A 263-nucleotide genomic window follows, 5' to 3' on the forward strand; every position below is an offset into this window, starting at 1 on the left:
CCTTGGGTTTTCGACGGGCAGGTTTCTCACCTGCCTCTCGTTACTCATGCCAACATTCTCTCTTGTGTGCAGTCCACCTAACTTTACAGTTAAACTTCTCCCCGCACACATTGCTCGCCTACCATGCACGTATAGTGCATCCAAAACTTCGGTGGTATGTTTTAGCCCCGGTTATTTTCGGCGCAGGATCCCTGGACCAGTGAGCTATTACGCACTCTTTAAATGTATGGCTGCTTCTAAGCCAACATCCTGGTTGTCTTTGC

General features: G+C 49.0%; 1 rRNA gene. It reads right to left on the bottom strand.

From position 1 onward, the window contains the following. Positions 1 to 263, bottom strand: a 23S ribosomal RNA gene (locus tag AAIG11_RS18055); the annotation flags it as partial.

Origin of the sequence: Anoxynatronum sibiricum (genome assembly GCF_039414295.1) — a bacterium.
Taxonomy (GTDB): domain Bacteria; phylum Bacillota; class Clostridia; order Peptostreptococcales; family Tindalliaceae; genus Anoxynatronum; species Anoxynatronum sibiricum.